Below are 26,419 nucleotides of genomic sequence, written 5' to 3' on the forward strand. Positions count from 1 at the left end.
TTCGGGTGCTTGCTGTGAGCGCGGCCTGCCCCGCGAGTGCGCACGCGTACATGCGCTGTGCCACGCTGTTCGCCGGCGCGATTGACACGGTACCGGGGCATGGTGGGTGTACCGGCTGATGCGTCGGGGCCTGGCGGGCAACCCCTTTTGGTGACGCTCAGCCGGTACGACCTGGAGAAGGTTCTTCGGGTGGCGGTGATTCCACCCACGCCAGGGAGCTAGGCCTTCACCATGCCATGCGGATCGAGCACGAACTTCTGGGCCGCACCCTGGTCGAAGGCTGCATACCCGTTGGCGGCTTCGGTCAACGGGATGGCCGTCGCGTTGACGTTTTTCGCGATCGACACCTTGTCGGAGAGGATCGCCTGCATCAGATTCCGGTTGTACTTCATCACTGGGCACTGGCCGGTGACGAACGTATGCGACTTGGCAAAACCGAGCCCGAACCGCATGGACAGTGACCCTTGCCGGGCGGCTTCATCGGCTGCTCCTGGATCGCCGGTGACATACAAACCGGGGATGCCCAGGCTGCCGCCGGCACGCGTGATTTCCATCAAGGAGTTCAGCACCGTGGCGGGTTGCTCGTTCGTTGCGTTTTGCCCGTGGCCACGGGCTTCAAACCCCACCGCGTCGATGCCGCAGTCGACCTCGGGCGTGCCGAGGATCTGCTCGATCTGATCTGCCGGTTCCCCGAGCGAAACGTCCACGGTCTCGCAGCCGAAGCTGCGGGCCTGGGCTAGTCGTTCGGGGTTGAGATCACCGACGATGACTGTAGCTGCGCCCAGCAACTGGGCAGACGTCGCGGCTGCCAGCCCCACCGGCCCGGCTCCGGCGACGTAGACCGTGGAGCCGACGGTGACACCGGCCCCGACCGCGCCATGGAACCCCGTGGGGAAGATGTCAGAGAGCATCGTGAGGTCCAGGATCTTTTCCAGGGCCTGGTCGCGGTCAGGGAATTTGAGGACATTCCAATCGGCATAGGGGACCAGCACGTATTCCGCCTGGCCCCCGACCCAGCCGCCCATGTCCACATACCCGTAGGCCGATCCGGGACGGTCGGGATTGACGTTGAGGCAGATTCCGGTCTGCCCGGTTTTGCAATTCCGGCAGCGGCCGCACGAGATGTTGAACGGTACGGAAACGACGTCGCCTACCTTGACGAACTCGACGTCACGCCCGACTTCGACGACCTCTCCGGTGATCTCGTGGCCCAGGACCAGACCCTCTGGCGCGGTGGTTCGTCCGCGGACCATGTGCTGGTCGGACCCGCAGATGTTGGTGGTGATGGTCTTCAGGATGACGCCGTGTTGGACCTTTCGTCCGACGTTCGCCGGATGGACTCCCGGCCCATCCTTCAATTCAAATTCGGGGTACGGCGTATCGATGAGTTCGACCTTGCCTGCGCCAGCGTAGCTCACTGCCAAGTTGCCCATAGTTGACCTTTCACACTTGAAATATCAGTTGGATACTAATTTGATCTGGGCAGAGTCTGCTCAGGAGTGTGATCTGTGTCAATAGGTCTCGGCAAATCGGGGCGGACCGGCAAGGGGTTCGGCGGGGGGCCTATCCGTCGAGCTCTTCAGTCAGGCGCTGGGTGATGATGCTCGCCGCTGTGGACTGCAAAACGGCCAGGGATTCCTCGATCAAGGGCGCCCCCCTGCTTCCCTTGCGAGTCACTGCGATGATTCGCCGCGAAGGCTTGGCGGCACCGGAAATCCGTCGGCGGACCACGTTTTCCACGTTCCCCAGGGTTGCCAGCCGGGGAAACAGCCCGACGCCGAGGCCCGCGGCGATGAAGGCAATCATGGTCTCCCACTCCGCAGCCTCGTGGGCGATCCGGGGCGTGACGCCCAGTGAGGCGAAAGCAGCCACGAAGAGGGCCCGGTACACCGACGGCTCGGATTCCGTGATCCAGGGATCGTCGGCCAGCTCTTCCAGCGACACCGATTTCTTCTGCGCCAGTCGGTGCTGCGCCGGTAGCACGACATCCAGCTGGTCATCGAGCAGGAGTGTTTGCTCGAACCTCGTGGCGTCTTCGCTGGAGCCCTCGGTTTGGGACGCCACGATGACCGCCAGGTCGATTCGTTCGGCCAGCAGCAAATCGAGGCAACGCTGGGGCAGGGCCTCCAAGAGCTGCACTTCAACGTCCGGCCGGGTGGTGCGCAACGTCTGGGCCAGGGGGGCGAGGAGCTGGGCCGCCGCGGTGGAGAACCCGCCGAGCCCGAAATGGCTCTGGACCTGGCCCTCCGCGGCAAGGGCCGAAGCTTTGAGCAGCTCCCATTGCGTCGCGATGTCGTCCAACCCGGCGACGAAGTGGCGGCCGGCAATGGTGAGCCGGACCCCGCGCCCTTCCTTTGCCAGGAGCTTCATTCCCAGTGATCGCTGGAGTTCGCGCAATTGTGTCGACACCGCGGAGGGGGAGTAGCCGGTGAGGTCGGCCGTGCGCGCAATGGTCCCGGCCGACGCGAAGACCCGCAGGGTGATGAGTCGAGAATCAATCATGCACTCATTCTGCATGATTCTTTGCAGTAACTTACGCTTTTTTTGTGGTCTGGCACTCTCTAGTCTCGTCTCATGCGGTGATCCACATCACGCATCAAGCCTTGTAGGCCAAGCCAGAGGGCACCCCTGATGTCCAGCTAGGAGTAAGACATGACCGCTTCCGTAGGCGCTCCGCAGAGGAGTCGGGGGAGACTCGCTTCGTCGGCGACGAATGAACAACTCGCCGAAATGACAGAACTCTTCCAGAACCGGCGGCAGGGGTATTCGCTGGAAGCTCCGATGTACACGGACCCCGCGATTTTCGGCGTCGACATGCACGCCATCTTCGGAACGCATTGGGTGTTCGCCGCGAGTGTTGCCGAAATCCCCGAGCCGGGCGACTACCTCACCCTCGACTACGGTCCGCACTCACTCATCGTTTTGCGCACCGACGATGGCGGAGTGAACGTCCTGCACAACGTCTGCCGCCACCGTGGCGCTCGGGTCCTGACGAAGGCCTCGGGCAGTACGGGGAACCTGGTCTGCGGTTACCACTCATGGACCTACTCACCCGAGGGGGACTTGATCCATGCCTCCGCACCGGGCGAAGGGAACTTCGACAAGAACTGCTTTGCCCTCAAACGTGCACACGGACGGATCCATGCCGGCCTCATTTTCGTGAGCCTGGCGCAGGACCCACCAGCTGACTTCGAGCAGGTGGCCGGGATCTTCGAGCCCTACCTGCTGCCGCACGATATCTCCCGCGCGAAAGTTGCGTACCAGCAGAACATCATCGAAGAAGCCAACTGGAAATTGGTGATGGAAAACAACCGCGAGTGCTACCACTGCGACGGCCACCCGGAGCTTGCCTGTTCGCTGTTCCCGACGTGGGGGCTCTCGGACGAGACGGTGCCCCCACATCTCGAAGAAGTGTGGGAGCGCAACAAGACAGCGCAGGAGCGTCTGGAGGAAAGGTGCCGGCGCTACGACATCCCCTATGAGGTCGTGGAGGAACTGGACACCCGGATCGCCGGAGTCCGCATCTCCCGGGAATCCTTGGACGGAGATGGAGAGTCGTTCTCGCCAGATGGCCACCGTTTGTCCAAGAAGTTGCTCGGCGATCTCCGCGACTTCCGCATGGGACGCTGCTCCATGCACCTGCAGCCCAACAGCTGGTTCCATTTCCAGAGTGACCACGTAGTGACTTTCGCGGCGTTTCCCATCAACGAACATCAGACCCTCGTGCGGACGACGTGGCTCGTGGCCGATGACGCCGTGGAAGGAAAGGACTACGACCTGGAGAAGCTGACCCACACCTGGAAGCAGACAAATCTGCAGGACAAGGCCTTCGTCGAGCTGTGCCAAACCGGAGCCAGCAGCCCGGCGTATGAACCTGGCCCCTACATGAAGAGCGAGTACCAGGTCGAGGCATTCATCAACTGGTATACACAGCGCGTAGTGGAACACCTTTCATGACACGAACGACCACGCTCCCCAAAACAGCGGGGGCCCAGCGCATCCGCGGTCTGGAGATGCCATGGAACCGCGTGTTGAGCGGCCAGGAAGGGCCTGCGCGGGCGGCACGCGCCCTGGGCCCGTGGCACCCCCAGGAATTCGCGGCCGAATGCGTGCAGACCATTGCCGAAGCCGGTGGGCTGATGACCTTCGTGTTCCGTCGTCTCGACGGGGCACCCTTGGCCTTTCGCGCCGGTCAATACCTCAACATCGCGTTTCCCGTCCTCGGTGACGACGGAGAACCCGTAGACCGCAGCTACTCGATTTCGAGTGCCCCAACCGTCCCGTGGACCTTTAACATCAGCATCAAACGTGATCCCCGGGGACTGGTTTCCTCCTGGGCACACGAATATCTCCGTCCGGGGATGGTGCTGGACATGCTCGGCCCGGTGGGTGCCTTCCACCTGGGCGACTCCGACCGCCGGGCACGATTCCTCTTCTTGGCAGCCGGTGCGGGGATCACGCCCATCATGTCCATGATCCGTACCATTCATTCGCTGCCGGGGCAGGCAGACGTCGTGCTGCTGTGCCATGGGACCGTGCCCGGGGACTTCGCCTTCTGGCCCGAGCTCGAATACATTGCCCAAGTCGATTCGCGCATCCAGGTGTCATATTCACTGGGCAACCGTGAAAAGCCCGAGAGTTGGGACGGATTCACCGGACGGCTGACGGCCGAGATGATCGAGCAGGTGGCACCCGACGCGAACGGCAGAAAGGTGTTCGCTTGTGGCCCCGAGGGCTATTTGAACTCGGCCGCCCAATTACTGCGAGAAGTGGCTGTGGACGACACTTCGGTGTTCATGGAGTTCTTCTCCGGAGACCGCAAGACGCTGCTCGAATACCAGACGGAGATCGAACTGGCAGAAGGCATCGCCGGCGAAGTAGCCGAATCGATGGAGGAGTTCTACGAGAGCCAGCCCCCGGAGCTGGGCATGTACGAGCCGGACTACGACGCCGACGGCACGCTTGAGGCAAGCGGCCAGAAGCTGGAAGTAGTGGATTCATCCCTGCCGATGCCGCCCGCCGAACCGCTCGTCGAGGAGCAACAACCCCTGGACGTCTCCGCCTTCTCGACGGTGGGTGAGGGCAGCCTGACGATGACCTTCTTGCGCACCGGGATCAATGTACGGATCAACGAGGATGAGCAGATCTTGGGAGTTGCCCACCGTGCCGGGGTGCGCATCGGAGCCAATTGCCAGGAAGGGATGTGCGGTTCCTGCAAGGTCGTCAAACATGACGGCGAAGTCGAGATGAACCATCAAGGCGGGATACGTGCCCGCGAAATCGCGGCTGGGAAATTCTTACCGTGCTGCTCGACAGCACGATCCGACTTGGTTATCGACGCCTAACTTACGGGCAACCCGGCCGGAATATATCCAGCAGAACCATCATCAGAACACACGATCGACAGGAGTTCACCGTGTCTCAATCCTCACAGCGGATAGTCATCATCGGAGCTGGAATCGTCGGCGCCAACCTGGCCGACGAACTCGTCCAACTTGGCCACACCAACATCCTTGTCATCGAGCAGGGCCCGCTGGGAATTCCCGGCGGCTCGACCTCGCATGCCCCGGGTCTGGTATTTTCTTCCAACCCGTCAAAATCAATGACGGAATTCGCGCAGTACACCATCGAAAAGCTCACGTCGCTGGTGGGGCCCGACGGGCGAGGATCCTTCCTGCCGGTAGGGGGTCTCGAAGTCGCCACCACCGAGGCGCGTTTGCAGGACCTTCACCGTCGCGCCGGTTGGAACCGCTCATATGGCGTTGAGGCCCATGTGGTCGACGCGGCTGCCTGCCTGGAAAAGTTCCCCATGCTCAACCCGGAGATGGTCCTCGGGGGCCTCTATACTCCCCAGGATGGGCTGGCCCTGGCAGCGCAGGGAACGCAATTGATGATCGAGCGCGCCAAGGTGGCAGGGGTGGAATTCCGGGACCGGACCGTCGTGACCGACATCGAGCAATCCGGCGGCAAGGTGACGGCCGTGATCTGTGACGATGAGCGGTTCCCGGCAGACGTCGTCGTTTCATGCGCCGGGTTCTGGGGGCCGAGCATCGGCAAAATGGTGGGAACCGCCATACCCCTGCTGCCGCTTGGCCACCAATTCGCCTGGACCACACCGGTGCCGAGCCTGTCCGGAATCAACGAGCTGCCCAACGGTGCCAGCCGGCCCATCCTGCGTTATCAAGACCGCGACCTCTACTACCGCGAGTATGGCGACCGCATTGGCATCGGATCCTACGCGCACCGTCCCATGCCGGTGGATCTGGATACGCTGCCTCGGTTCAAACCCGAGGAGATCACGTCCGAGCGGATGCCATCGAGTCTGGCCTTCACGCCAGAAGACTTTGCTTCTGAATGGGAGGCGACCCAGGAACTGCTGCCGGATGTGCGCAATACCCAAATCCAAAGGGGCTTCAACGGCATTTTCTCCTTCACGCCGGACGGAGGCTCCCTGGTGGGGCAGTCCCGCGAAGTCGATGGCTTCTTTGTAGCGGAGGCAGTGTGGGTCACCCACGGTGCGGGCGTCGCCAAGGCCGTCGCGGAACTGATCGTCGAGGGGCAGTCCAGGACGGACCTGAGCGACTGCGATCTCAACCGCTTCGAAGGTGTCCAAACCACCACGGAATACGTCAGTGAGACCTCCCAACAGAATTTCGTGGAAATCTACGATATCCGCCATCCGCTGGAACCGCGGCTGAAGCCCCGCAATGTCCGTACCAGCCCGTTCTTCAGCCAGCAGCAGGCCTTGGGGGCCTACTACCTGGAGGGTGCAGGTTGGGAACGACCGCATTGGTATGAGGCCAATGCGGCCTTGCTCGATCAACTTCCCGATGGCTGGGCGGCACCTCCGCGCGATGGCTGGTCGGACATGTTCCACTCACCGATAGCCGCCGTTGAAGCATGGAAGACGCGGACCGCGGTGGCCATGTTCGACATGACTCCCTTGAAGCGCGTGGAAGTGACGGGCCCCGGGGCCGGACCCCTGCTGCATCGCCTCACCACCTCGAGCATGCTCCGTGCCCCGGGCGCGGTGAGCTACACGTTGCTTTTGGATGCTGCCGGTGGAATCACCAGTGACATCACTGTCGCCAGGCTCTCCGAACAGACGTACCAGGCGGGCATCAATTCAAATGTTGATGTCGCCTACCTGACGCGGGAGGCACGGAAGCATGTTCAGCAGCATCCCGAGCAGTGGGTGACGGTCCGCGACATCACCGCCGGAACCTCATGTATCGGTCTCTGGGGTCCCCTGGCACGCGAGGTGATCAAGAAGGTCACCACAGATGACATGGGCAATGAGGGGTTGAAGTACTTCCGGACCAAGCCGATCTCCATCGCCGGGATTCCCGTGACGGCCATGCGGCTTTCCTATGTGGGGGAACTGGGCTGGGAACTCTATGCTTCCGCCGACGTGAGCCAGCGGCTCTGGGACGTGCTGTGGGAGGCCGGACAGGAACATGGCCTGATCGCCGCGGGCCGCGAAGCATTCAACTCGCTCCGGTTGGAGAAGGGGTTCCGTTCCTTCGGCACCGACATGAACTCCGAACACGAACCGGAACAGGCGGGGTTGGGGTTTGCCGTGAAGGCTTCGAAAACCGACGACTTCGTGGGCAAGGACGCACTGCTGTCGCGGGCCGCGGCGGCGACGAAACGCCTCCGCTGCCTGACGATTGACGATGGCGTCTCGGTGGTCCTGGGCAAGGAGCCCGTCTACGTGGACGGAATGCCAGTGGGGTACGTGACCAGTGCCGCTTACGGATACACCGTGCGCAAGCCCATCGCCTACGCTTGGATGCCTTCAGGCCTGCAGACAGGGGACGCGGTCCAGATTGAGTACTTGGGACAGCGCATCGCGGCGACGGTCGTGGACGATCCGCTCTACGATCCGCAGATGGAACGACTGCGGGGCGTCTCGTTGGCCAATTCCCCGAGCTAGGAGCAGAGAAATTCGGTCCCGGTATCTGTCCTTCGGCAGGTACCGGGGCCGTGCGCTCGGCAGCGGGACCGCCGGACAGGTGGAGATTGACGGCTCAGATAGTGCGTCCGTGGCCGTATGGGGATAAGGGCCGGTCCCCTGTACGGGGGCCCGGCCGATGCCGGGGCGGCGTTGTCAGTGTCGCGCCCAGAACGTCGTGCCCATCGCCACCCCGACCAAGCCGAAGAACACCCCGAGATACAGGGGGTTGAACATCTGGCCGGAGATGATCGACTGCAGGACGGCGAACGCCCCGAACAACAGCACGATGCCGATGCCCGCGACGATGTACTCCACCCCGTGGTGATGATGGTGGGCGCGGGCGACACCTCGTTGATTCATTGCTATACCCATACTTTGAATGTACGCCCGGGCAGGGGGAAGAGCCATAGTTAGAATGGGCCGGGGAGAAGGCGCCTGGGGGCGCCCGCCCCGTCCACCACCGAGCCGGAACGATCGAGGGACACCCATGAGTGAGCAGCACCCGAACCAGCCCGCGTCCGGCTACCCCTATCCGGGTCAGCCGGGGTGGAACCAGCAGCCGCCGGCGGCCACCGGGATGACCAAGGCAGCCATGATCGTCGGCATCATCGCCGTCGTGCTCTCCATCATCCCCTTCGTCGGTTTTGTCTCCTTCATCCTGGGTGCCATCGCCGTGGTGCTGGGCATCGTCGGGCTGGTGAAGAAGCGACCCCGCAAGGGTTTCGCACTGACTGGGCTCATCACCGGTGCCGTGGCGTTGATCGTCTGCGTCGTCTACGTCTTCGTGTTCATTGCCATTGCCGGTGTGGTGAAGGAGGGCGCCGGGAAGACGGCTCCGTATACGTACACCGTCACGGGCGAAGGTGCCTTCACGGTTAAGTACCTCACCGAGGACGTCGACCAGCTCAAGACCGAGGAGATCAAGGGCGGGACGTTCACGAAGGACGTCAGGGCCAGCACGCTGTTGGGGTTGGTGACCGCCACGAACGCCAAGGGGAATACCGGCGAGCTCACCTGCAAGGTCACCGACGACCAGGACAACGTCGTCTCCACCAATACGTCCTCGGGCTCCGCGGCCGAGGTCACCTGCCCGGTGGTCGAGGGCATCACCAAGTAGCCGAGGGGGCGGGGCCTCCGCCCTATTTGCGGTGGCCCACGGCCCGGCGGGCTGCCAGGCGCTCCTCGACAATGCGGGCGCTGGTCTCCGCGGCGCCGCCGGGGCCGACCGCGAGGTAGACCGGCGCGTCCTGGACGGGCCGGTCCTCGTCGTCGTACCGGTAGGGGAGATACGTGCCACCCGAGCGGCGCACCAGCAGGATACCCGCGGCAACATCCCACGGGTTGGTGTCGAAGCCGAAGGTCACGTCGGTCCAGCCGGCAGCCACGTGGGCCAGGGCCAGGGCGCCGCTGACGGTGCGACGGACCGTGGCGTAGCGGGTCACCAGGGTGCCGAACGCCTCCACCGCTGCCGGACCGTCCAGCGCTATTGCCTCGGCGGAGGGGTAGTCCGTCATGAGCGACGAGCTGGTCTCCTCGCTCCGCCCCCGGGGCGACAGGGGCGCCCCGTTGAGCCAGGCGCCCTCGGCATTGGCGGAGAACATCAGCTCGGCGACCGGGTCGTAGACGACGCCGGCCAACAGTTCGCCGTCCAGCGCTGCGGCGATCGAGACACAGAAGAACGCGACGCCATGGGCGAAGTTGCTGGTTCCGTCAATGGGGTCAACGATCCACTCGATGCGACCGGTGCCCTGGTGTCCGCCCTCCTCCCCGAGGATCCGGCTGTCCGGGCAGGCGGAGAACAAGTGCTCGGTGAGGGCCGCCTCGCTGGCCCGGTCGTACTCGGTGACCAGATCGTGGGCGTTCTTCTTCTCGGTGGCCTCGGCCCCGGAACGGAAGGCCGCGCGGAGCATCGGCCCGACGCTTCGGGCCGCCGCCTCGGCAATCGCACGGAGTTGTTCGGCCAGCTGGGGTGTGCTCAGGGATGTGTCCACCCCTCAACCCTAGTGGGCGCTAGTGTTCGTCGAGCTGCTCGGGTTGGCGGCCCAGGGCGAAGTGGCGGCCGGTGACCGATGTCGGGGTGATCTCCACCCAGAAGTCCTTCAGCGTCTGGACCCAGGGGTCAACGCCGGAGGCGCGGGCGGCCTCGATGTCCGCTTCCGTCTCGAGCACCCGGGCGGTGCCGTGCACGACGACGGACCAGGCCTCGTCGCTGAGGATGCCGTCGGCCTCGAAGGCGATGCGCGGGTTGACCGTCAGGCCGGCCAGCTTGGATCCCGCGGCGGAACGCAGGTACAGCTTGCCGTTTCCGACCCCGTGGTTGACCGGGGTGATCTCCGGTTGGCCGTCGAAGGCGGTGGCGATGCGTCCATGCCGGCTGTGCCCCAACAGGGTCCAGCATTGCCCGTCGTCGAGCACCAGTACCGGTTCGTTGTCTTCGTGGTTGTACATCATGACCCAAGTATTCGACGGATCGTAGAAAAGGTCTAGAGGTGGCCGGTCGCACCATGCGGAGACCCCGTGAAAGACTGGCGCCATGTCACCACGCAAACCATCATCGTTGCGACAGCACCTGGGAGTCAGGCTCGAGGACTCCTGGCACGCGTTCCGGGAGGCCAATGGGCGGGGGCGCGGCATGGTCCCGACGGTTCTGCCCTTCCGTGGGTATGGCCTCTCCGCTGCCGGGGGATCCGGTTGGGTCCGGATCCTGGCGCGGATCGTCGTGGCCCCACCACGCACGTTCCGCAATGGGGTTCCGCGCTCGAAGGTGGTGGCGGACAGCGTGCGGGGTTGGCGGAACTTCGTGTCCCCGCCGATTGCCTTTGCCGAGGTCACCGTGGCCATTGCCGGGACCAGCCAGGTGGTCCGTGCCGATCGGGGCGGCGTGCTCGACGCCCATATCGAGACCACCTTGGGGCCGGGCTGGCACACCGTCACCCTGTCCACCGGAGAATCCGCCGAGGTCACCGCGCGGATCTTCGTGGTCGACGAATCCTGCGACTTCGGGATGATCTCCGACGTCGACGACACCGTCGTGGTCACCGCACTCCCGCGTCCGTTGCTCGCTGCCTGGAACTCGTTCGTGCTGGATGAGCACGCCCGGGTGGCCACCCCCGGCATGGCAGTGATGATGGAACGCGTGCTGCGGGGCCGCCCCGGCGCGCCGGTGCTCTACCTCTCCACTGGTGCCTGGAACGTGGCTCCCACGCTGAGCCGTTTCATGGCCCGCAACCTCTATCCCGAGGGGCCCTTGCTGCTTACCGATTGGGGGCCGATCGAGACCGGTTCCGCCAGTGGCCGCTGGTTCCGCTCCGGTGCGCAGCACAAGGTGGACCAGCTGCGCCGCCTGGCCACCGAATTCCCGCAGATGAAGTGGCTGCTGGTCGGCGACGACGGCCAGCACGATCCGGAGATCTACGCCGGGTTCGCCCAGCGCTACCCGCAGAACGTCAAGGCGATCGTCATCCGCCAGCTGACGCCGTCCGAGGCCGTCCTGGCCGGTGGCCGGTCCCAGCGGACGGTGAACTCCACCCCCGGCGTCGATTGGATCTACGCACCCGACGGCGCCGGCATCCTCAACGAACTCGAACGGCTGGGCATCGTCTCCGACGAGGACCAGCACGTCGACCACCAGGAGCGGCGCCGCCTGCGCCAGCAGTGGCCCGACGGCAAGCCGCAGGACGTGACGCCCGGGGGCGACGCATGAGCGGGCACAAGCTCCGCGTGGAAGTGCCCATGCGGTGGGGTGACATGGATGCCTACGGCCACATCAACAACGTGAACCTGGTGCGGATGATGGAAGAGGCACGCATCGCAGGCTTCGGCGTCCCGGGCGGCACCGGCAAGCCAGGCAACGAACCGATGGTCGACCTGTTCTCCGCGGTCCCGGAGAACACCCAGGTCCTCGTGGTGGAGCACCGGGTGCGTTACGTCGCCCCGCTGGAGTACCGCAACGTGCCGGCCCAGGTGGACCTGTGGCTCTCCGCCGTCAAGGCAGCCAGCTTCGACGTCTGCTATGAATTCCACGATCCGGTCGACGGCGGCCTGTGCATGCGCGCGAGCACGACGCTGGCGTTCTTCTCTGTCGACAACCAGCGGCTGCTGCGCCTGCCGCCGGCCGAACGCGCCAAGCTCGCGGAATTCATCGGCGAACCCGTGTTCCGGTAACCGCCAAGAAGATGATGTCGGGTCCAGTTCGCGCCGGCCGTCGGTGTAGACGCAGGATTGATGCCACCTAGGGTGCAGAATCTAGTGCATGGACATGATTGCAGGGCGCTGGGCTGCACGAGCGAAGAAATCGTGGAGCACCGGTACGCTATCTGAGCCAAGGAAATCGATGATGGCGGGGGACAGCGCTTATGACGAGGCAGTCCGGGCCGTCCGAGCCGGCAAATTCGATGCGGATGAGGCTGCAGGCCGGCTGATCGGCAGGATGACCGATCGGGAGGTCCTCGGACTGCTAGACGGTGATTCTCCTAGGCGGCTGCTGCCGGTCATCCCGGTGTTGCTCGGTCGGCGGCCGTTCGTAGCCGGGGCGGTTTCGCGGCTTGGCATCCCGGGCATCCGGTTCAGTGACGGTACCCGTGGCGTCGTGATCGGCCCTTCCACCGCCTTCCCGGCGACGATCGCGCGGGCCGCGACCTGGGACCCGTCACTGGAGGAGCGCATTGGCATCGCCATCGGCTTGGAGACCAGAGCGCGGGGCGCAAACTACTCCGCTTCCGTCTGCGTCAACCTATTGCGTCATCCCGCGTGGGGCCGGGCGCAGGAGTGCTACGGCGAGGATCCGGTGCTCACCGGCCGGATGGCATCTGCCCTGACCCGGGGCGTACGGGTGCACGTGATGGCATGCGTGAAGCACTTCGCCCTCAACTCGATGGAGAACGAGCGCTTCGAGGTCGACGTGTCGGTCGACGAGCACGCCCTGCACGAGGTGTACTTGCCGCACTTCAAGGCCGTCATCGATGCCGGCGCCGATTCCGTGATGAGTGCCTATAACAGGGTGCGGGGCGAATACATGGACCTGAACCGCATCCTACTCACCGATGTGTTGCGGCATGAATGGGGCTTCCCGGGGTTCGTGACGAGCGACTGGGTCTTCGGTACCCATGACGCCATCGGCAGCCTTGAGGCGGGGATGGATGTGGAGATGCCGCTGCGACTGCTGCGCGCCCGCGATCTGCCGGTCGCCCTGCGGAACGGCGACGTCGACCGCGAGACGGTCATGCGGTCCGCGCGCCGCATCCTGCGCACCAGCGTTCTGCATGCCGCGACCCGGCAGGCCCAGCCGCTGAGCGCCGAGCTGATTGCCTCGCCGGCGCACCGGGCACTGGCCCGCCAGGCAGCCGCGGAGTCGATCGTGATGTTGAAGAACGAATTCACCGGCGCGGCGCCGCTGCTGCCGTTGGCCCCCACCACCAGGCACCTCGCGGTGATCGGGCGACTCGCGGCACGTGCGAACCTCGGCGACCACGGTTCCTCACGCGTCCGGCCCCCCTCCACGGTCTCTCCGTTGCAGGGCCTGCGGGAGGCGCTTCCCCACGTTCGGATCACGGCCACGGCCGGTCGGGACGAACGCGCAGCGGCCGCGGCGGCGGCTGCGGCGGAGACGGCGATCGTCATCATCGGCCTGGACCAGCACGATGAGGGCGAATCGGTCGTCACCGGCGGCGTCGACGTGGGCGTGCTCGGCCGGGCCTTCCGCTCGGGTCCGCTCCGTCGGCTGCTCGTCGCTCTGGCACATTTGGCGTCGCGCTTCGTCCGAGGCGGCGACCGCACCTCGCTCGACCTGCGCCCTGCCGATGTGCGCCTCATCCGGGCGGTCGCCGCAGCCAACCCCCGGACCGTCGTCGTCCTGATCGGCGGTAGCGCGATCCTGACGGAGGCCTGGCGAGACCGTGTGCCGGCGCTACTCCTTGCCTGGTACGGGGGGATGGAGGGTGGCCGGGCGTTGGCGAACGTGCTCACTGGCACCGCGGAGCCCGGCGGACGACTGCCGTTTGTGCTGCCGACAGACGCCGGACATCTACCGCCGTTCGACAGCTCGGCGAAGACCGTCGTCTACGATGACAGGTGGGGTCAGCGTCGGCTCGACGGCGACGGAAACGCGCCCGCATTCCCCTTCGGGTTCGGCTTGGGCTACACGACGATCGAACACCGGCTCCTGGACCACAGCTTCGACGACACGGGTGGTACCGCGGAGGTGCTCGTGACGAACACTGGCGACCGCAAGGGCTCGACCGTCGTGCAGGTCTATGCCGCTGACGTCTCGAATCGCAGGCCGGTAGCCCAGCTGCTGGGCTTCCGTAAGGTGACGCTGGAGCCCGGTGCGGAGACGACCGTCCAGGTCTCACTGGATGCGGGGCCCACGCTGCAGCGAGATCCGGCGACACGGCGCTGGTCGCCCCGCGCGGGCGACTGGGCCCTGCTCGCCGCCCAACACAGCCCCGCGAGCTGGGCGGGTGCTGGTGCGTTACGACGCGCAGGGGGATGACCGGCGAAGAAGGCGCCTCGGATGGCCCGCCGGCGTGCGCCCGACATGGGTCGCGCGCGTCCCGGTCACTCGGGGAGGGGCGGCAACGGTGCCGACTGCCCTTCGATGCGGACGGGCAGTACGTCGTCACCGCGCAGCATGGTGCGGAGCAACCGGCGTGGCTCCCAACGGAGCGACATGGACGCCGGGTCGCGCCGCAGAACCATGCCCCCGTTCGGAGTCGCATACCGCTTCTCCAGATCGCCCAGCTCCTCTGCACGCAGCAGGGCGACCGTACTACCCACCGCCTGGTCGACCAGGCGGAGCAGTGAGGAGGGTCCCCTCAGGTCGGACGCGACGAGGTGCTGCTCACTCGTGGCGAGGATCGTCCTCTGCGCCGCGCGTGTCACGACCAGAGGACGGGACGGACCCTCCAGCAGGCCAGCCAGCACGTCCGCCGCTGCATCCGGACGACCGGCTTTCCGCGCCGCCGCCTGCATCCGCCGCAGGCGGCCCGGCTCACGGAGGACCCCGTCGATCTTCCAGCCGATCGTGGCGGTGGTGTTGCAGCGCACGGCGGCCCCCTGCTCCATCAGGTAGTCGCCGTTTCGGACCTCCTGGCCCGGGATGGGGTTCACCAACACCATGGGCAGCCCCGCGGCCATGCATTCCGACGCCGTCAACCCGCCCGGTTTGCCCACGAACAGGTCGGCGCGACGCAGCAGCTCCGGCATCTTGTCCGTGAAGCCAATCACGCGGTAACGGTCGCCGGCAGGCTCCACCAGCTGCTCGATGCGCCGACGCAGCGCGTCATCGTGTCCACACACGACCGTGGCCGTGAATGCGGACCGCATATGCAGCGTCTGCTGCACAACTGCGGCGGCGTAGTCACCGCCTTTGGCGCCCGCGGAGATCAACAGCATCGGGGGCTCGTTGGCATCGCGCGCGGGCGTGGTGTCCGGCTTCACCGCGATGGGGATCCCCGTGGCCGCGATGCGGTCGGTAGGCAGACCAAGCGCGGTCAGCTCGATCCTCGCCTCTTCCCTGGCCACGAAGAGCTGGTGGAACGCGCTCGTCAGCCACAGGCCTTGGAAGTCGTAGTCCGTCGTGACGACAGCCGTCTTGGCGTCGATCACGCCCCGAAGGAGCAGGGTTGCCAGCAGCTGGGCCGGCAGGAAGTGCGTACACACGATCGCCGTCGGTCGGAACCGTTTGATCGCACGGACCACCGGAAAGGCATTCACCCGAGTCCAGGGGTCGATCGGGCCTCGGCGCCGGAACGGCGGGTCACTGGCGTCGTAGCCCCACTCGACCAGCCACGGCAGGCCCTCGACCAGAACGAAGTACCCCTTCCCCAACACGTCTCGGTAGAGCGCGCTACTGACCTGCAGGACGTCCAGCACCTGCACCTCGGAAATGTCGGCGCGCGCGGAGCACGCCTGCTGTACCGCCGCCGCGGCGCTGTTATGCCCCGATCCCACCCCTGCGGACAGGATCATCACGCGCTCACCTCCGGCGGTGTTGGAGCCCCGTGCCGGCGTCTTACGCATGAGGAAAGAGTAGCGGACCGCATCGTCTCCCACGGATCCACATCTACTGGCGGATACTTTTTCTTCGCGACAGGGCCAGGAGGACTTGAGCGACGTGGCTGGGTCTGCACCATGGACCTGCCACCGTTCACGTCAGCCCAGCCTGGGCATCAGGGCCACGGAGCTTGCGCCGTCGCCCTCTCAATCGGCGACGCCATAACGGTCGGCGTCGGACTTTTCGATAGCTAGCCCCCTCACGGAGCCAAGCTGGAGGAGTTCATCGGCGCACCGGTGTTCCGGTAACCGCGGCGAACTGTGCGGCCAGCTGCTCATCGTGCTCCAACTGGCACGGTTTCAACGGCCGGGCTGCCAGCTGCACGTAGGCCCGTCCGGCGCTGCGCTGCGGATCGGCCGGTACGGCCAGGAGCCGTGCGCCCGGATGCCAGTGGCAGGTCACCGCGCCCACCAGCGGCAGCCCGGCACCGTCGTCGTGCCCGGGAACCGGGAGCGTACAGCGCAACGCGGCGGCCAGCTCGGCCACCCCGTGGTAGTGGCCGCGCCAGCGCACCCCGGTGGGGCAGGCCAGGGTGAGCGACTGGGTGGGGGGATCGACGAAGACGGTGACCGGAACCCAGGCGGCGGCGTCGGCCAGCAGTTCGGGGTGGGCCGTTCCGAACGCGGGACGGTGCCCCGGGGTGCCGGAGTGGCAGTCGGAAGCGGGACGGTGGGTGGACAGATGGCCCATGGGTTGCCTTTCGCGTGCTCTTGCCCGACACCGTGCGTGCCGGGCCGCTTCGTCATCCGAACCACCCGTGAAGCATGGGGTTGGTGTGCGGCCGGGTCGGAGCCCGTGCATGGCCGCATCTCGTGAAGCTGGAACCCAGCCTAGCGGATGCGAGACGCGGGGTAACTTCTTCGCCCGTGGCGTAGCCGGTTTGCGTTGGGCTTCCACGTGGGATGGGATGGGGAAAAGACCTTTGCCGGGTTGTGCCCGGCCCCCGAAGGAGTGATCCGACAATGACCGTCCCCGCAGCCGCCCGGCCGCCGCGCCCGCTGGTGGTGCTGGAGGTGGTGACCCGACGCAAGATCGGCAAGCACATGGTCCGCCTGACCCTGGGTGGGGAGGGCTTCGCCGCCTTCCGCAACAAGGAAGCCACCGACAAGTACGTCAAGCTGCTGTTCGCCGATCCCGCCCTGGGCCTCACCCCGCCCTATGACCTGGAGGAACTGCGCGCCGTGCTGCCGCCCGAGCGGATGCCGGTGCGGCGTACCTACACGGTGCGCAGCGTCAACGAGGCGGCCGGGACCCTGCAGATCGACTTCGTCGTGCACGGCGAGGACGGCATCGCCGGGCCGTGGGCCAACCACGCCAAGCCCGGGGACCTGGTCTGCTTTTCAGGCCCCGGCGGGATGTATGTCCCCTCCCCGGAGGCTGACTGGCACCTGCTCGCCGGTGACGAATCGGCGCTGCCGGCCATCGCCGCCGCCCTGGAGGCCATGGACCGCTCCGCGGTCGGCGAGGTCTACGTCGAGGTCGCCGAGGAGAAGGACGAGATCAAGTTCAAGGCCCCCAAGGGCATGAACGTGCACTGGTTGCACCGCGGTGGCCCGTTCACCCCGGAGAGCACCCGGCTGGCCGCAGCCGTCATGGCCGGCACCTGGCGCGAGGGCGACGTGCAGGTCTTCGCCCACGGTGAGCGCGAGATGGTCAAGGCGCTGCGCCGCTACCTCGCGGATGAAAAGGGAGTGGACCGCAAGGCGCTCTCGCTCTCCGCCTACTGGGCGTTCGGCAGGGCCGAGGAGACGTTCCAGGCGGAGAAGCGCGAACCCATCGGGCAGATCTTCCCCGACGAACCAGGGATCCAGACCGCAGTCCGCGGCTGAGCCCGGGTCTACCGGATCCCCGGATGGCTTCGGGCTGCGGGATCCAGCACGACGGCGGCGCCTACCTGTCGTACGCTTCCTGGCTCCACAGGTGGAACAGAGCGTGCGCCCGGTAGGGGCGCCACGCTTCCGCCCGGTCCGCTGACTCCCGGGCACTGATCCGCCCCAGCGCCCGGCGCAACACCAGGTCTCCGGGGGTGAACGCATCGGGATCCAGCCGGGCCCGCACGTCCAGGTAGTCTGCGCTCCAGGGGCCGATGCCCGGAAGCGCCAGCAGCTCGTCGCGGGTGAGCGGGAACGCGCCGGCCGGTTGCGCGCCGGCGTGGCTGAAGGCGTCGGCCACGGCCAGCAAGGTGCGGGTACGGGCGTGTGTCAGCCCGATCGCCGCCTGCAGTTCAGCTGCGGGAATCCGCGCGACGACGTCCGCCGCCGGGAACAGCTTCATCCCGGCCACCGGAGTGCCGCCGTACCCGGTAACGAGACGGCCGGCGAAGGTCCGCATGGCTGCCACGGAGACCTGCTGGCCCAACACGGTCGTCGCCGCTGCCTCGAAGGGATCGGGGTAGCCGATCCGCCGCAGCGCCGGGCGCCGGGTGACCAGCGGCGCGAGCAGGGGATCGCGCGAGAGGTGGGCGTTCACGGGCGTCAGGTCGTCATCAAGTCCCAACCAGCGGCGGATGATGGCCTCCAGCGTGGCCGCCTCGGCGGCATAGAGCGGGTCCCCGAGGGACCTCGCCCGGACCGCGGTCTCGTCGAACTGCAGCGCCAGCGGGACGACGCGGTCGCCGATCGCCACCGGGCGCCGGTGCTCGCCGCCGACCTGTTCGTCGATGCCGGGGATGGCGTGGGCGGCCAGGATGGCCAGGCACCACTGCGGGTCCAGCCTGCCGTTCGCCGGCAGGCAGACCACCGGGTCGGGTTCCTGCGCCGTCGTGTCCATGGACAGTGAGTCTAGTTCCCGCTGCGGTCCCCGGTGGCGCGGCCGGACGGCACCGGGTGACGGCAACTCCTGACTGGCTAGAATGTCAGCATGCTGATTTCCGTCATTGTCCTGCTGGTCGCCTATGTGGTCCTCGCCGTCGTCGTCGTGGGATGCGCCAACGGGCGCATTGGCCCCAATGCGGTGGCCGGTATTCGCACTCCCACGATCATGGCGAACGAGACCACCTGGAGCGTGGGGCATCGGGCGGCTCGTCTCCCGATGCTGATCGGCACCGCGGCCGGGGCCGTGTGTGCGGTGGCCGTGTTCTTTGTCGACGGGGAATCGACGCAGTCCCTGCTGACCGGGATTTCCGTCGCCCTGATGCTGGTGGGGCTGCTGGTGGGGGCCCGGGCCGGTACACGGGCAGCCGGTGCCGTCCTGGCCGAATCCCAGCAGCACTGACCCCCGCGGGTTGGCCCTGCAGGGCCCACCGGGCTATCATCGTTATATGACGATGATAGCGAAGGTTGCCGAACCGACGACCGGGGAGCTGGCCCCCGCCGCCGCGCTCTTCCACGGTTTGGCCGACCCGACGCGCCTGCTCATCCTGCGCCACCTGCGCACGGGCGACCACAAGGTCAAGGAACTGACCGAGCATCTGGGTTTGGCCCAGAGCACCGTGAGCGCCCACCTGTCCTGCCTGCGCGATTGCGGACTCGTGGCCTCGCGGCCGGTGGGTCGCGCCAGCCTGTTCTCCCTGGCGGAAGTCGACGGGTTGGAAACCATGCTGGTCGCCGCCGAATCATTGCTGGCGGCCACGGGCCGCGAGGTCGCCCTGGGATCCCACCACTGGCACGAATCCCACGGCCACGGAGCGGAGACGCCATGAGCCACGGACATTCCCACGACCACAGCGGCGGGGCGCTCGCCCACCGGCCCCGTCTGGCCATCGCCTTCGGGATCACCGCGGCGATCCTCGTCGCCGAGGTCATTGGCGCCGTCGTCACCGGCAGCCTGGCCCTGCTCGTCGACGCCGCCCACATGCTCACCGATGCTGCGGGCCTGCTCATGGCCTTGACCGCGGCCACCCTCATGGGCCGTCCGGCCACCGACCGGCGTACCTGGGGATTCCGGCGCGCCGAGGTCCTCTCGGCGACCGCCCAGTCCACGTTGCTGCTCGCCGTCGGCCTCTACGCGATGATCGATGGGATCCGCCGGCTCTTCGCCCCGCCGGAGGTGGCGGCCAACGGGCTGCTCATCTTCGGCATCATCGGCCTGCTGGGCAACGTCATCGCCATCGTGGTGCTCAGCTCCGGGCGCGGCGCCAACCTGAACATGCGCGCCGCCTTCCTCGAAGTGGTCAACGACGCGCTCGGTTCCCTTGCGGTGATCGTCGGCGCGATCGTCATCGCCACCACGGGCTGGATGCGGGCCGACGCGTTGGCCGCGATGTTCATCAGCGTGCTGATCCTGCCGCGCGCCTACCGGCTGTTGCGGGAAACGACGGCGATCCTGCTCGAATCCACGCCCCACGGCCTGGACCTCGAACAGGTCCGCACCCACCTGCTCTCCCACGAGCTGGTGCTCTCAGTGCACGACCTGCACGCGTCCCAGATCGCCACCGGCCTGCCGGTGCTCACCGCCCACGTCGTGGTCCGCGACGAGGCGTTCCATGACGGCCGTGCCTCCAGCGTCCTGGATTCCCTGCAGGCCTGCGTGGCGGGCCACTTCGACGTGAGCATCGAGCACTCCACGTTCCAGATCGAGGCCGAAAGCCACTCCGACCACGAGCAGCACTTCCACCCGTAACCCGCAGGCAGGGCTCAGCGCAGGATGAAGTCCGTTGCGACGGCGGGGGAGAGGCCGGTCTCCACGAAGCCGGAGACATTGGACCCGGGGTGCTTGATGATGTCCGAGACGGACCCGAGGTGCTGGGCCAGATCGATCTTGTCCTCCGGCGCCGCCAACAGCAGCTGGAAACCAAATTCCTGCAGGGCGTTGATGCCGGCGGCGGCGTAGTCCGAGTTCGCCTGGATGAAGGCCTCGTCGATCATCACGGTTCCGTAGGTCGTGAACCCCTGCAGGGCGAAGCCGAGCTGGTAGGCCAGCGCGGCACCCATGATGAAGGAGGTGAAGCGCTGCCCCTCGCCGCCGGACAGCGTGCCCGGCTCCAGGCCGTTCTCGATCTCCCCGCCCGGCTTGTGCTCATTGCAACTGATCTGCACGTGCTGGCGCACATCCAGAACGGTGTCCCGCCAGGCAGTGCGGGTGGGATCATCCAGGGCATCGACCAGCTTCTCGAGCGACTTGTAGTTGGCACTCAACTCGTCGGCGCCGCGGGATCCGTAGGCGTTGCCCAGCGCCTCCTTGAGGGCATTGCGGAAGTCCCGTGCCTCATCAGGGACGACCGTCTTGACCTCCAGGCGCAGGCGCGAGCCGTGCTCGAAGGGGACATCGGCCAGGATCTGGTTCAGCGGCAGGATGCGTTCCCCGATGCCCCGGCGTTCCTCCTCCAGCAGCTGCAGCAGGTCGGAGAACCGCTCGTAGGATCGGTTGGAGAAGTATTCGCGGAACTCTTCCTGCCGTTGCGGCAACCCCTCGTCGACGATGGCGCGGTGCAGGGCCACGTAGTGCGGGGCGCTGGCGATGCCTATCCCAAAGGAAGCAGAGGTGGACACCCCGAAATCACGGGTGAACTGGCGGAATGTCTCCGTCAGGGAGGCCTCGGTGGCAAACACCAGTTCCCGCAATTCAGTGACCCTCTCGCCCAAGGCCAGCGATGTCGCGGAGACCGCTGCATCAAGTTCGCCGAGGTCGACGTCTTCACCGTCATGCAAGCGGCGCATCGCCTCGGCCAACAGCGGCTCCTGCGCCAGTTCGGTTTTCGCCGAGTCCTCGGGGGCCCCGGCCGCGCTGGAACGCTGGGCGGCGTCCAGCTGGCTGTTCGCCTGCGCGGCCCGCTGTTCCAGGGAGCGGGTTTCGCTGCGCAGGACGGCTAGCTGTCCGACGGCGGTTTCGAGTTCCGTGCGGGCAGCCGCCAAGGCGGTCCGCAGCCCGGCCAGATCGGTGCTCGAATCCATGGCTTCGGCCATGCGGGATTCCAGCTCGGCTACCGCAGCCGATTGCACGGCGGAGTCCAGGGCGGAGAAGGGGCGATCGTCGGTGGCCAGTTCGCGCAGCAAGGTCAGCTTGCGGGCCAGTGAATCCTTGGAGCGGCTGCGTTCTGCGGCCAGGTCCTCGGCCTCCTGGCGGTCAGCCTCCAGGCTGGCGACCTGGGCTTCGAGCTCGGCGATCTTCTCCTCGTTCGTGAAGCCCAACAGGTAGTCGGAGGCGGCCATCTCGCGGGTATCGCGCTCGAAGGCGCCCCGGCCCGACTTGATCGTCCCGGCCCGGGAGACGGCCCGCTTCTCGGCGTGCAGGGCGGCATCGGTCTCGACACAGACATAGTCGTGGTCGGCGGCGATCTTGCGCTGCAGCCACAGTCCGGCCTCGGACTGCTTGAACTCCAGCTTCCCCACCAGGGCGCGCGCATCGGCCGCAGCCAGCGGGTCCCCCTCGCCACCGGGGGTATGGGCGGAGAGGTCGATCCAGCGCAGCCGGCCATACCCGTCCAACCGGTCCGCAGCTGCGGTGACCTTCTCGATGTCGTGACCGCTGACCAGCAAGGTGGTGGCCAGGGAGCGCAGCGCCTTTTCCGCTGCAGGTCGCCACCTGCCGGCACCGGGGGCCATGTCCACGAGCTCACCGGCGAAGGGGAGGTCCTCGGCGGACAGGCCGGTCTCGGAGCAGATCCGGCGGCGGGCGGCGGCGGAGAGCCCATCGATATTCGAGCCACGACGGGCATAGGAATCGATGTCCTGCCGGAGCTTCTGCGCCTTTTCGCGGGCCTCCATCGAAGCGGCCATGGCCTCGTATTCCATGGTGCGGGCGTCCTTGGCCACACCCTGCAGCGTTTCAGCGGTGACGGCTGCCTGGCGGCGGGCGGCCTGCAGGCCGGAGGCGGAGAACGCGAGCTGCACACCGGCGTCGTCCATGCGCGCCTTCAACGTCGAAGCAATCGCTTCCCGCTCGGCGAGGCGTCCACGGGCCGCCTCGAGTTCGCGCTCCAGGGCCTGGACCGCCTGGCCGCCATGGGAGTCGTGCTGCTCCGTCAGCGAGCGGACGCGTTCCTCCAGGGCGGTCTTGGCCTCGGCGGCTGCGTCGATGGCCGAACGGTTCCCGGAGAGTTCGGCGGTGATGCGCCGGGACTGGCTGCCGAGCAGGTCGGTGGCCAGATGTTCGCGCAGCAGCGGCAGCTGGGTCCTGGCCAGATCGGTGGTGCGGCGCAATTGAGCGCTGAGCTCCTGGTGGCGTTTGTGCTGCTCGGGGACGAGCTCGAGGGCATCGCGTTGGGCCTTGGCCTCCTCGAGCTGACGGTGGATCCCGCGCAGGTGGGAGAAATCCTCGACGGCGCCGGCTGCTGCCTTCAGGGTCGAGGGCACCTCCAGGACCTCATAGCGGAAGAACTGGTTGACGCCCCGGTCCAGGCCCTTGCCGTTCTGCAGGGTGCGCAGCAGCGAGAACGCCTTGTCGTTGTCGATCCCCAGTCGACGGCGGAACCGTTCGGCGAACGTGCGGTGGACGTCGAACGCCTCGAAGCCGGGCAACGACTTCATCAGCGACGACGGCGAGAAACGGCGTGACCCGTGGTCCTCCAACGCGGCGGTGTCCAGGGTCCCCTCACCGATGACATAGTGCTTGCCGACCTGGCCTTCCAGGCCCTGGGCCGGCAGGTCGAACAGGGCGCCGATGCAGGTCTGCGTGCCCAGCCCGTCCTCGAAGGTCAAGGCGATGGCGCTCCAGGTGGCACCGGGCCGTTGGTACAGGGTCCCGCTTTCGGTCTTGAAGCGGCGCCCGCGCATGTAGGAGTAGGTGGTCCTGCGGTCCTTGCGCGTGGAGGCCTCATGGGCCGACTCATTGAGGCGGGGGGCCGCATGGAAGATGTGCCCGATCCCGTCGAACAGGGTCGACTTGCCCACGCCCGGGTGGCCGGTCAGCAGGGTGCCGTTGCGGTCCACATAGAGTTCGTGCCGGCCATGGAAGGTGCCCCAGTTGATGACCTGGATCGAGCACAGGCGCTGCTGGCCCGGGTTGATCGCGTCACCGAAGGGAAGTGTCTGCGAGATGCTCACCGGGCGGCTCCTTCGGTATCGGTGGTGGATGGCTCCGCTGCAGATTCGGCAGCCTCAGCCTCAACGTCTTCGTCCTCGTCGCCTGAGTCGGTGGCATCGGCGGGCAGATCCAGGTCCAACGTCGGTTCTGGCGCCCCGTCCGCCGAGCGGTCCAGTGACTCCAGGTAGGCGGGGATCTGGTCGATCGAGTCGAAGGGCAGGGCCAACGCGAGGGCTCCCGAGACCCGGTATTCCTCGTCCAACTCGGTCGGCAGGATGAGTTTGAGGCTGGCCAGACGGGCCAGCGACGCATCGGTGAGCTCCTCGAGCCGCTTGTCGTCCACGGCACCGGGGTGTCGGTGTTCCTCGAGGATCTCGCGGGCGCCGGACCGGGAGATGACCGGGTCGGTGCCGGTTCCGGCATGGCGCTCCAGCAGCAGGCGCAGGCGCAGGGCCAGCAGCGTCTCCTCACGGCGCAGCGGCTTGCGCGGAACGATCGCCGTGGTGTGCACCGTTTCCGTGGGCACGGGAACGAGCAGGGCGATCTTGCGATCGGTGTCCAGCTGCAGCTTCAGGAACAGTTCGGAGACGAAGGCGGAGATCTCCGCCCGGCGATCCACGACGAGCTGCCAGAGCCGGGAGTCGGCCGTACCGTCCAGATAGGGCCCGCGCAGCAACCGGATCAGCGCCTGGCGCAGCGGCAGCGGGAACCGGCCGGTATCGCCCTCGAAGAGCTGCTCCTCGGCCCGGCGCCCTGAGGGCGAGAAGGAGGCTCCGTCGTCGAATCCGGTTCCGTGGTCATCGGAGACGTCAACGTCCGTGGGGTCGGTGTCTGGTTCGATGTGGCTCATGCGGGGTCCTTCGCGAAAGTGATCACGGGCAGGTAGGCGGTACGGGACGAGCCATCGACTTGGGTGAATTCCAACGACTCGAAGCGGGTGGTGTCCACGTCCTGTCCGGACGTGCGGGCGGTCTCGACCAGGTAGCGGATCGAGTTCACATGCAGGTGCCCGGGCTCGAGTTCGGCGAACACGGCGCCCAGGGTGGCCCGGCCGCCGGCGGTGACGCGGGCTGCGGCGACTGCCGCGTTGAGCCGCACCGTGTCCGCTTTCGGGGTGGCAGGAGTGCGGCGGATGTCGGCGCTGGACACCGCAGGCGGAGCCGCCAGTTTGGGCGGGGCCAGATGTTCCTGCGGGTTGAAGATCCCCAGCCCCGCCAGCGTCGAGAACGCCGGGGCATAGAGCTTGACTGGGGCAACTGCGGTACGGGCTGCCAAGGCAGTGGAACCGGCAACTGCCAGTTCGGCGGTGCGCACCGCCTTGCGCAGCAGGACCGAATCGCGGAACTCGTCGGATTGGACGTAGGCATGCAGCGATTCGGAGAGTTTGCCATAGCTGGAGTGCACCTCGCCGGCCTGGCGGCGCAGTTCGCGCAGCAGGTTGGCCAATGTATGGCGTTCCTGGGCGCTGAGTCCGTCCACGAAATCGCGTTCGAGGACCTCGTTGATGGCATGACGGAAGCGGCGTTGACGTGCCGGGTCGTTGAGGAATTCGGTGAAACCCCGAAAGGTCTCGCCCTCCGCGGTGCTGCGCAGCTGGCGGTCGCCTTCGAGCACACGGCCCACGGCGACACCCTTGGCCACCGAGGCCTCCATGATCTCGCGGCGGACCTGGTGGAGCATCTGGCGCACGCCATCGCGCATCCGCTTGAAGTCGGCTGGCAGGTTGGCCGCCAGATCCAACACGCTGCGGGCCGCGGCCACTGCGCCTTCAGTGGGCAGGACTGCGGGGCTGGTCCCGGATTCCAATGCCTCGATGCGCTCGCGGCGATCGGCGATCTCCGCCTCGAGCTGGCGGATCCGTGCCTCGGGATCCGGATCGGTTTCGTGGGCCAGGGACTCGATACTGGTCAGCAGGGTGTTCAGCCGTGAGGAGTTCAGGTTGGTGCCCGAGCCGGAGAAGCCCTCGAGGAAGGTCAGCACCCGGGCGGTGTGGGCGGTGGGCTCGTAGACGAATGACCCGTCGATGAGCGGCCGGGCCAGGTAGCCTGCCCTGACCCAGGCGTCGGCATAGTGCTGTGCCTGCCACGCATCATTGAGCGGTGTACCGACTGCCTTGAGGTGCCGCAGGAACGAATGCAGGGAGGCATGGAAGGCCTCCAAGGTGATGCGGGGCCGGGCCTGGGTGAATTCCGCGCGGAGGAATGCCACCGTCCAGGGGGCAGCCGAGAGAAGTTTCCAGGCGGGGGAGGACCTGAACTCCTGCTGGTCTGCCCACGTCGCGGCTGCGGGTTCGGAGGGGTGCATCTGCTACTTCCCGCCCCGGCGGCGGGGCGATGATCGACTGCTGGCGTGGAGTGGTGGCCACCCGAACGGTGAACGGGCTGGACCTGTCATTCTAGGCCACCTGCGCCGTGTCGTGCTCGTCACGCGACGCTCGGCGGCTAGCGTTGAAGAGGACGGACAACCGGTCGTCAAGTGCTGGGGTCAGCAGCTGCCATCTACGCATC

General features: G+C 66.7%; 22 protein-coding genes and 1 riboswitch. Of the genes, 11 read left to right on the plus strand and 11 right to left on the minus strand.

Annotated features, from left to right (window positions below; translation table 11 throughout):
• Nucleotides 1–218: 218 nt before the first annotated feature.
• Together fdhA and ABD088_RS09940 are read right to left on the minus strand one after the other, a co-directional pair.
• The gene (fdhA, locus tag ABD088_RS09935) at nt 219–1,433 is read right to left on the minus strand and encodes a formaldehyde dehydrogenase, glutathione-independent (protein WP_343901772.1); all 1,215 of its coding nucleotides are present in this window, start codon (nt 1,431–1,433) and stop codon (nt 219–221) included.
• 130 nt (nt 1,434–1,563) lie between these two features.
• The gene (locus ABD088_RS09940; protein ID WP_343901773.1) at nt 1,564–2,502 is read right to left on the minus strand and encodes a LysR family transcriptional regulator; all 939 of its coding nucleotides are present in this window, start codon (nt 2,500–2,502) and stop codon (nt 1,564–1,566) included.
• A 150-nt stretch (nt 2,503–2,652) separates the two neighbouring features.
• Between ABD088_RS09940 and ABD088_RS09945 the strand changes: the two genes are divergently transcribed.
• From ABD088_RS09945 to ABD088_RS09955, 3 genes are all read left to right on the plus strand, one after another.
• Entirely contained in the window at nt 2,653–3,957 is a 1,305-nt protein-coding gene (locus tag ABD088_RS09945) for an aromatic ring-hydroxylating oxygenase subunit alpha (protein WP_343901774.1), read from the plus strand.
• Nucleotides 3,954–5,345, plus strand: coding sequence for a flavin reductase family protein (locus ABD088_RS09950; protein ID WP_343901775.1), 1,392 nt, complete (start codon nt 3,954–3,956; stop codon nt 5,343–5,345). Before ABD088_RS09945 ends, ABD088_RS09950 begins: the two co-directional genes overlap by 4 nt.
• A 71-nt stretch (nt 5,346–5,416) precedes the next feature.
• Complete coding sequence (locus ABD088_RS09955) at nt 5,417–7,936, plus strand: GcvT family protein (protein ID WP_343901776.1); 2,520 nt, start codon at nt 5,417–5,419, stop codon at nt 7,934–7,936.
• 174 nt (nt 7,937–8,110) lie between these two features.
• On the opposite strand, the gene ABD088_RS09960 is transcribed toward ABD088_RS09955, so the two are convergent.
• A complete protein-coding gene (locus ABD088_RS09960) occupies nt 8,111–8,317 on the minus strand; it encodes a hypothetical protein (protein ID WP_343901777.1) in 207 nt (68 codons plus the stop codon).
• A 127-nt stretch (nt 8,318–8,444) separates the two neighbouring features.
• Here ABD088_RS09960 and ABD088_RS09965 point away from each other — a divergent pair, with 127 nt between their 5' ends.
• The gene (locus ABD088_RS09965; RefSeq protein WP_343901778.1) at nt 8,445–9,074 is read left to right on the plus strand and encodes a DUF4190 domain-containing protein; all 630 of its coding nucleotides are present in this window, start codon (nt 8,445–8,447) and stop codon (nt 9,072–9,074) included.
• A gap of 22 nt (nt 9,075–9,096) precedes the next feature.
• Here the strand turns inward: ABD088_RS09965 and ABD088_RS09970 are convergent, their stop codons facing one another.
• Nucleotides 9,097–9,948, minus strand: coding sequence for an inositol monophosphatase family protein (locus tag ABD088_RS09970; protein ID WP_343901779.1), 852 nt, complete (start codon nt 9,946–9,948; stop codon nt 9,097–9,099).
• A gap of 19 nt (nt 9,949–9,967) precedes the next feature.
• A complete protein-coding gene (locus ABD088_RS09975; protein ID WP_343901780.1) occupies nt 9,968–10,408 on the minus strand; it encodes a pyridoxamine 5'-phosphate oxidase family protein in 441 nt (146 codons plus the stop codon).
• An 82-nt stretch (nt 10,409–10,490) separates the two neighbouring features.
• Between ABD088_RS09975 and ABD088_RS09980 the strand changes: the two genes are divergently transcribed.
• The 3 genes from ABD088_RS09980 (at nt 10,491) to ABD088_RS09990 (ending at nt 14,447) form a co-directional block, all read left to right on the plus strand.
• A complete protein-coding gene (locus tag ABD088_RS09980; RefSeq protein ID WP_343901781.1) occupies nt 10,491–11,660 on the plus strand; it encodes an App1 family protein phosphatidate phosphatase in 1,170 nt (389 codons plus the stop codon).
• Nucleotides 11,657–12,121, plus strand: a complete 465-nt coding sequence (locus ABD088_RS09985) for an acyl-CoA thioesterase (RefSeq protein WP_343901782.1) — start codon at nt 11,657–11,659, stop codon at nt 12,119–12,121. The genes ABD088_RS09980 and ABD088_RS09985 overlap by 4 nt, the downstream gene beginning before the upstream one ends.
• An 88-nt stretch (nt 12,122–12,209) precedes the next feature.
• The gene (locus ABD088_RS09990; RefSeq protein WP_343901783.1) at nt 12,210–14,447 is read left to right on the plus strand and encodes a beta-glucosidase family protein; all 2,238 of its coding nucleotides are present in this window, start codon (nt 12,210–12,212) and stop codon (nt 14,445–14,447) included.
• 65 nt (nt 14,448–14,512) lie between these two features.
• On the opposite strand, the gene ABD088_RS09995 is transcribed toward ABD088_RS09990, so the two are convergent.
• Together ABD088_RS09995 and ABD088_RS10000 are read right to left on the minus strand one after the other, a co-directional pair.
• Nucleotides 14,513–15,976: an MGDG synthase family glycosyltransferase gene (locus ABD088_RS09995; protein WP_343901784.1), complete on the minus strand. Its 1,464-nt coding sequence runs from the start codon at nt 15,974–15,976 to the stop codon at nt 14,513–14,515.
• A 256-nt stretch (nt 15,977–16,232) separates the two neighbouring features.
• The gene (locus tag ABD088_RS10000; RefSeq protein ID WP_343901785.1) at nt 16,233–16,700 is read right to left on the minus strand and encodes a hypothetical protein; all 468 of its coding nucleotides are present in this window, start codon (nt 16,698–16,700) and stop codon (nt 16,233–16,235) included.
• An 11-nt stretch (nt 16,701–16,711) separates the two neighbouring features.
• Nucleotides 16,712–16,828, minus strand: a riboswitch (SAM riboswitch).
• 144 nt (nt 16,829–16,972) lie between these two features.
• Here ABD088_RS10000 and ABD088_RS10005 point away from each other — a divergent pair.
• A complete protein-coding gene (locus ABD088_RS10005; protein ID WP_343901786.1) occupies nt 16,973–17,839 on the plus strand; it encodes a siderophore-interacting protein in 867 nt (288 codons plus the stop codon).
• Between the two features lie 61 nt (nt 17,840–17,900).
• Here the strand turns inward: ABD088_RS10005 and ABD088_RS10010 are convergent, their stop codons facing one another.
• Nucleotides 17,901–18,779: a DNA-3-methyladenine glycosylase family protein gene (locus ABD088_RS10010; RefSeq protein ID WP_343901787.1), complete on the minus strand. Its 879-nt coding sequence runs from the start codon at nt 18,777–18,779 to the stop codon at nt 17,901–17,903.
• A gap of 90 nt (nt 18,780–18,869) precedes the next feature.
• Between ABD088_RS10010 and ABD088_RS10015 the strand changes: the two genes are divergently transcribed.
• Genes ABD088_RS10015 through ABD088_RS10025 form a run of 3 tightly spaced genes read left to right on the plus strand, consistent with a single transcriptional unit; the run spans nt 18,870 to nt 20,570 of the window.
• The gene (locus ABD088_RS10015) at nt 18,870–19,223 is read left to right on the plus strand and encodes an SdpI family protein (RefSeq protein WP_343901788.1); all 354 of its coding nucleotides are present in this window, start codon (nt 18,870–18,872) and stop codon (nt 19,221–19,223) included.
• 46 nt (nt 19,224–19,269) lie between these two features.
• Complete coding sequence (locus ABD088_RS10020; RefSeq protein ID WP_343901789.1) at nt 19,270–19,650, plus strand: ArsR/SmtB family transcription factor; 381 nt, start codon at nt 19,270–19,272, stop codon at nt 19,648–19,650.
• Nucleotides 19,647–20,570, plus strand: coding sequence for a cation diffusion facilitator family transporter (locus tag ABD088_RS10025; RefSeq protein ID WP_343901790.1), 924 nt, complete (start codon nt 19,647–19,649; stop codon nt 20,568–20,570). Before ABD088_RS10020 ends, ABD088_RS10025 begins: the two co-directional genes overlap by 4 nt.
• 14 nt (nt 20,571–20,584) lie before the next feature.
• On the opposite strand, the gene ABD088_RS10030 is transcribed toward ABD088_RS10025, so the two are convergent.
• Genes ABD088_RS10030 through ABD088_RS10040 form a run of 3 tightly spaced genes read right to left on the minus strand, consistent with a single transcriptional unit; the run spans nt 20,585 to nt 26,216 of the window.
• Nucleotides 20,585–23,932, minus strand: coding sequence for an ATP-binding protein (locus ABD088_RS10030; RefSeq protein WP_343901791.1), 3,348 nt, complete (start codon nt 23,930–23,932; stop codon nt 20,585–20,587).
• Entirely contained in the window at nt 23,929–24,762 is an 834-nt protein-coding gene (locus tag ABD088_RS10035) for a DUF4194 domain-containing protein (RefSeq protein WP_343901792.1), read from the minus strand. The genes ABD088_RS10030 and ABD088_RS10035 overlap by 4 nt, the downstream gene beginning before the upstream one ends.
• Complete coding sequence (locus ABD088_RS10040) at nt 24,759–26,216, minus strand: DUF3375 domain-containing protein (protein WP_343901793.1); 1,458 nt, start codon at nt 26,214–26,216, stop codon at nt 24,759–24,761. Before ABD088_RS10040 ends, ABD088_RS10035 begins: the two co-directional genes overlap by 4 nt.
• Nucleotides 26,217–26,419: the final 203 nt, after the last annotated feature.

It is taken from the genome of Arthrobacter rhombi, assembly GCF_039526245.1.
Taxonomy (GTDB): Bacteria; Actinomycetota; Actinomycetes; order Actinomycetales; family Micrococcaceae; genus Arthrobacter_H; species Arthrobacter_H rhombi.